General features: G+C 67.8%; 5 protein-coding genes and 1 tRNA gene. 5 read left to right on the forward strand and 1 reads right to left on the reverse strand.

What is annotated here, in order from left to right; translation table 11 throughout:
• Positions 1–205: 205 nt before the first annotated feature.
• From ABT085_RS42650 to ABT085_RS42660, 3 genes are all read left to right on the forward strand, one after another.
• Positions 206–667 (forward strand): molybdenum cofactor biosynthesis protein MoaE, encoded by a 462-nt coding sequence (locus tag ABT085_RS42650; RefSeq protein ID WP_351621459.1) that lies wholly within the window; start codon positions 206–208, stop codon positions 665–667.
• A 150-nt stretch (positions 668–817) separates the two neighbouring features.
• Complete coding sequence (locus tag ABT085_RS42655; protein ID WP_351621471.1) at positions 818–1015, forward strand: hypothetical protein; 198 nt, start codon at positions 818–820, stop codon at positions 1013–1015.
• Between the two features lie 96 nt (positions 1016–1111).
• A complete protein-coding gene (locus tag ABT085_RS42660; RefSeq protein ID WP_351621462.1) occupies positions 1112–2209 on the forward strand; it encodes a YlbL family protein in 1098 nt (365 codons plus the stop codon).
• A gap of 100 nt (positions 2210–2309) precedes the next feature.
• Here ABT085_RS42660 and ABT085_RS42665 read toward each other — a convergent pair whose 3' ends face one another.
• Positions 2310–2855 (reverse strand): PPA1309 family protein, encoded by a 546-nt coding sequence (locus ABT085_RS42665; RefSeq protein ID WP_351621465.1) that lies wholly within the window; start codon positions 2853–2855, stop codon positions 2310–2312.
• Positions 2856–3019: 164 nt separating this feature from the next.
• On the opposite strand from ABT085_RS42665, the gene ABT085_RS42670 reads away from it, so the two are divergent.
• Both ABT085_RS42670 and ABT085_RS42675 read left to right on the forward strand, forming a co-directional pair.
• The gene (locus tag ABT085_RS42670; protein ID WP_351621468.1) at positions 3020–5977 is read left to right on the forward strand and encodes a UPF0182 family membrane protein; all 2958 of its coding nucleotides are present in this window, start codon (positions 3020–3022) and stop codon (positions 5975–5977) included.
• Positions 5978–6053: 76 nt separating this feature from the next.
• Positions 6054–6127 (forward strand) — tRNA-Met (locus tag ABT085_RS42675).
• Positions 6128–6152 lie beyond the last annotated feature (25 nt).

Raw genomic sequence — 6152 nt, forward strand, 5'->3', positions numbered from 1 at the left:
GACGACCCGCGGGTCGACGTTCGGCCGTTCGGGTGTCCGTGGGCCGCGATCCATGCCCGCGCGCGGTCCGCGGTCCGTGTCCGCGCGTGGGCTGCGATCCGTGGTCCGCGATCCGTGGGCCGGGGACCCGTGGCGGGGCCACGCGCGGGCCGGGCGGTCCGGAGCGCTGTTCCTCGTGGTCCCGGGCGTGCGGCACGATGGGGGTATGGCAGCCACGAACGATCACCCGGGTGAGCAGGCGGCGCAGGACCCCGTCAAGCTGATCGCCGTCCGCGACACCGCGCTCAGCCTGGACGAGGTCTTCCGGGCCGTCGGGGACGACGCCGCGGGCGGGACCGCGCTGTTCGTGGGGACCGTGCGCAACCACGACGGCGGCAGCGACGTCGACGGACTCGGGTACTCGTGCCACCCCAGTGCCGAGGCCGAGATGCGGCGGATCGCGGAGAAGGTCGTCGCGGAGTACCCCGTACGGGCGCTGGCCGCGGTCCACCGGATCGGGGACCTGACGATCGGTGATCTCGCCGTCGTCGTCGCCGTCTCCTGCCCGCACCGGGGCGAGGCGTTCGAGGCCTGCCGGAAGCTGATCGACGATCTCAAGCACGAGGTGCCGATCTGGAAGCACCAGAGGTTCTCCGACGGCACCGAGGAATGGGTCGGCGCCTGCTGAATTTCGTATCACCCGTCCGGTTGCGTAACCGGACCCCTGGCGTGAGCGTTGTCAGTGCGGATGGTTAATCTGCTGATCAGTCAGTTGCGATCGCTCGATAGGGGTTGGGAGGTCGGCATGGGGGCACTCGCCTGGTTGCTGATTCCGCTTGTGGCTGCGATCGGAGCCGGCCTATGGGGCACCTGGGCCAACCGGACGAGAAAGGCCCGCGGCGACGGTCCTGAACTGGACGGTTATGCCCGATTCCGGGCCGCGATGGAGAAGTCGCACACCGGCGTGCCGGAGAAGGCGCACGCCGACGCGGTGGACGCGGTGGACGCGCTGGAGAAGACGCCCAGCGGCACCTGACAGTGACGCCGGGCGGTACCTGACGGTGACGCCCGGCGGTACCTGACAGGGTGGCCCTGACGGTGCGCTGACAGACGCGTCCCGTACTGTCGACTCATGCCACGCCGCACTGCGACGATGCTCGCGTCCACCCTGATGCTGATCGCGCTCCTGTGCGCGGGGGTGTTCATCCCCGTGCCGTACTCGGAGCTGTCACCGGGGCCGACGGTGAACACCCTCGGCGATCACGGCGGTGAGCCGGTGTTGCAGATCTCGGGGCACAAGACGTATCCGACCAGCGGCAACCTGAACATGACCACGGTGCGGGTCACCAGTGCCGACTACCGGATGAACCTCGTCGAGGCCGTCTACGGGTGGCTGGCGCACGACAACAAGATCGTGCCGCACGACACGCTCTACCCGAACGGCAAGACCGAGGAGCAGTCCACCCAGGAGAACGCCGAGGAGTTCAGCCAGTCCCAGGAGAGCGCCAAGGTCGCCGCCCTGACGGAGCTCGGCATTCCGGTCAAGGCGTGGGTGATCGTCGCGACGGTCGGCAAGGGCTCCCCGGCCGAGGGGCGGCTGCACGCCGGTGACGTGATCAAGGCGGTCGACGGCACGGCGGTCAAGGAGACCACCGACGTGGCGAAGCTCGTGACGAAGCACAAGCCCGGCGAGAACGTCGTCTTCACGGTCGTGCCCGCCAAGGAGCAGGCCGCCGCCGAGAAGGAGAACCGGACGGCCACCACGACCGAGAAGGTCACGATCACCACCACCACGTCCGACGACAACAACCCGAAGCGGGCCATCGTCGGGATCAGCGCCGGAACCGACCACACGTTCCCGTTCACCATCGACATCAAGCTCGCCGACGTCGGCGGCCCGAGCGCCGGTCTGATGTTCGCGCTCGGCATCTACGACAAGCTCACCCCGGGCAGCCTGACCGGAGGCAAGTTCGTGGCCGGCACCGGGACCATCGAAGACGACGGCACGGTCGGTCCCATCGGCGGCATCGAGATGAAGACCGTCGGCGCCCGCGACAAGGGCGCCCAGTACTTCCTGACGCCCGCCGACAACTGCGCGGCCGCCGCCAAGGACACCCCCTCGGGGCTGCGCCTGGTCAAGGTGAAGACCATCGACGACGCCCTCGACGCCCTCAAGGACATCCGCTCGGGCAACACGGCCGACCTGCCGAAGTGCACCACCAAGGGCTGAGACTCCGCACTCCGTACGGCACCGGGGGCGCCCCTCGCTCGAAAGGGGCGCCCCCGGTGCCGTACCGCCGTACCGCCGTATCGCCGGTCCGTGACTGGCCTCAGTCCTCGAACGTCGCCGTCAGGGCCTCCGCCAGTCCCGGGACCAGGTCGGCGCCCGTGAGGACCTCCGTCGGGGAGTCCTTCTCACGCAGGCGCACAGCCGACTCGCGCGCGCCGTCGCGCAGCACCGCGACCGTCATACGGACCTCCTGGCGCTGCGGGTGCTCGGACACCCACTTCGTCAGCTTCGCGTCGCTCAGGCCCTGCGGGACCTGCGCCTCGACGGACGGCGGCAGCATCAGTCGCTCCACGGTGAGCGCGCAGCCGACCACCGCGTCGGGCCAGGCGATCGTGGCAAGGAACTCGTCGAGCGCCTTGTCCGTTGGAATCTCGTCCTGCTCGATCGGGGTGAGACCGGTGGAGGTCTCCGCTTCCTCACCCAGACCGAGCTGGGCCGCGAGTGAGGGTTCCTGAGCCCGCAGCCGTGCGGTGTCGACAAGGGCGAAGAGGCGGGCGGGCTGGTCCCAGCCGAGGCCGGAGGCGTACTCGTCGATCTCGAGTACGGCCCGGGTGAGCGGGCTCGCCGCCATGGGAGTGTTGGACATGGTCACAATCCTGCCTCGTTCCTGGCCGGAATCGGGAACCGAGTAAAGCGTGAGTAAGTTGCATAGGTGTGGGTCTGCGATCGCGAGGCCCCGGGGAGGGCCCGCAAAAATGCGGCCCTGACGTATCGACAGCGAACTTCGAGGTGCACACCTTGGCTTTCCAGATGCCGGACCGCGGCGGAGGCCCGACAGGGCCGCGGATCAGAGTGGGCCGCCCGTCCCGGCGTGTCCGGACCCTGCTCATGACGCTGGGCGTCCTCGCCGTTCTCGGCATGGCGTTCACCATGTTCTCGGGCTTCTGGACGAACTGGCTCTGGTACCGCTCGGTGAAGTACTCGTCCGTGTTCACGACGACGCTGTTCACCAAGACCGGACTCTTCTTCGTCTTCGGTCTGCTGATGGCCGTCGCGGTCGGGTTCAACATCTGGATCGCCCACCGGATGCGCCCGCCGCTGAGCGCGATGTCGATGGAGCAGCAGAACCTCGACCGCTATCGGATGGGCATCGCGCCGTACAAGAAGTGGCTGCTGTTCGGTATCACCGCGCTGGTCGGTCTCGTGGCGGGCGCGTCCGCGTCGAGCCAGTGGCGGACCTGGCTGATGTGGGTCAACGGCGTGCCCTTCCACCAGAAGGACCCGCAGTTCCACCTCGACGTCTCCTTCTACGCCTTCGACCTGCCCTGGTACCGCTTCCTGCTCGGCTTCGGCTTCGCCGCCACGATCCTGTCCCTGATCGCCGCCGCGCTCACCCACTACCTGTACGGCGGGCTGCGCATCACCAGTCCGGGTGCGCGGGCCACGGCAGCGGCCACCGGACACCTGTCGGTACTCCTCGGTGTCTTCGTCGCCCTGAAGGCGGTCGCGTACTGGCTCGACCGGTACGGCCTCGCGGTCAAGTCCAGCGACTTCAAGGCGACCGACAACTGGACGGGCCTCAGGTACGTCGACGCGAACGCCTACCTGCCCGCCAAGACGATCCTGTTCTGCATCGCCGTCATCTGCGCCCTGCTGTTCTTCGCCACCCTGTGGCGGCGCACCTGGCAGCTGCCCATGATCGGCTTCGGCCTGATGGTGCTCTCCGCGATCCTCATCGGCGGCCTGTACCCGGCGATCGTCCAGAAGTTCCAGGTCCAGCCGAACGAGCAGGCCAAGGAAGCGCCGTACGTCGAGAAGAACCTCAAGGCGACGCGTGAGGCGTACGGCATCGACGGCACGCAGGTCACCGAGTACTCCGGCAAGAGCAGCACGACGGACAAGACCAAGCTGCGGGACGACGTCGACGACACGGCGAGCATCCGCATCATGGACCCCAACATCGTCTCGCCCACGTTCCAGCAGCTCCAGCAGATCAGGAACTACTACGCGTTCCCGACCAACCTGGACGTCGACCGCTACACCAAGGACGGCAAGGCCCAGGACACCGTCCTCGGTCTGCGCGAGCTGAACCTCAACGGCATTCCGAAGAACAACTGGATCAACGACCACTTCCGCTACACCCACGGCTACGGCGTGGTCGCCGCCAAGGGCACGGAGGCCGACTCCGAGGGCCGGCCGGTCTTCACCGAGTCCGACCTGCCGTCCACCGGCGACCTCGGGACGTACCAGCAGCGGGTCTACTACGGCGAGAAGACCACCACCTACTCGATCGTCGGCGGTCCCCAGAAGGAGATCGACTACTCCGACGACAACGGCGAGAAGACCACCAGTTACCAGGGCGACAGCGGGGTCAGCCTCTCCAACCCGGTCAACCGGGCCGCGTACGCGGTCGCGTTCGGGGAGCCGCAGATCCTGTACTCCGGTGCCATCGGCGACGGTTCGCGGATCCTGTACAACCGCACGCCCAAGGAGCGCGTCGAGGCGGTCGCCCCGTGGCTGACCATCGACGGCGACGCCTACCCGGCGGTCGTGGACGGCAAGATCCAGTGGATCGTCGACGCCTACACCACCACCAACGGGTATCCGTACGCCTCCCGTACGACGCTCGGCGACACCACGGCGGACTCGCTGACCGCGACGAACAACTCGCGTGCGGTGGTGGCCCAGCAGAACCAGGTCAACTACATCCGCAACTCGGTGAAGGCGACCGTCGACGCGTACACCGGTGATGTCACGCTCTACCAGTGGGACACCAAGGACCCGGTCCTGAAGACCTGGATGAAGGCGTTCCCGGGCACGGTGAAGGACAGGACGGCCATCCCGGCCTCCCTGATGGACCATCTGCGGTACCCGCAGGACCTGTTCAAGGTCCAGCGCGAGCTGCTCACCCGCTACCACGTGAAGGACGCGCAGACGTTCCTCAGCGGCAGCGAGGTGTGGCAGGTGCCGGACGAGCCGACCAACAAGTCGGGCGACGCGGTGCCGCCGTACTACCTGAGCATGAAGATGCCCGACCAGGCGGACCAGGCGTTCTCGCTGACGACGACGTTCACGCCCAACGGCCGTGACAACCTCAGCGCGTTCATGGCGGTCGACTCGGAACCGGGCACCTCCGACTACGGCAAGATCAGAATCCTGAAACTGCCGACCAACACCACGGTCAACGGACCCAAGCAGGTCCAGAGCCAGTTCAACTCCGAGCAGGACATCGCCGAGTCCATCAAGCTGCTGAAGGGCGGCGACTCCGATGTCGAGTACGGCAATCTGCTGACCGTGCCCCTGGACGGCGGACTGCTCTACGTGGAGCCGGTCTACGTACGCGGTGGCGGACTCAAGTACCCGCTGCTGCGCAAGGTGTTGGTGACCTACGGAGGTGCCACCGCGTTCGAGGACACCCTCGACCAGGCTCTCGACAAGGTCTTCGGTGCGGAGGCCTCGACCACGCCACCGCCGGACGAGGGCACGACCACCCCGCCGCCGTCGGCCAACCCGACCGTCCAGGAGGCCCTGGGCGACGCCCAGAAGGCCTTCGACGCCGGCCAGGAGGCGCTGAAGAAGGGTGACTGGCAGGCGTACGGAGAGGCGCAGAAGGATCTCCAGGACGCGCTGAAGCGTGCCGAGGACGCGCAGGCCAAGGCCGGCGGGACCGGTGGGAGCGGCGGCAGCCCCGGGGCGAGCCCGAGCCCGAGCGCCAGCCCGAGTGCCGCGCCGAGCGCCACCCCGAGTGCCGGTCCGAGCGGTGGCTGAGTGGGGCTGAGCTGCGGCTGAGCCGCAAATGAGTGAAGAGCTCCCCTCGCGCCGTGATACGGTTGAGAAACAACGGCGCGGGGTGGAGCAGCTCGGTAGCTCGCTGGGCTCATAACCCAGAGGTCGCAGGTTCAAATCCTGTCCCCGCTACTGATCGCGAAGGCCCGGATCCTCC

Source organism: Streptomyces sp. NPDC002265, assembly GCF_040296125.1.
In the GTDB taxonomy this organism is placed as follows: Bacteria; Actinomycetota; Actinomycetes; order Streptomycetales; family Streptomycetaceae; genus Streptomyces.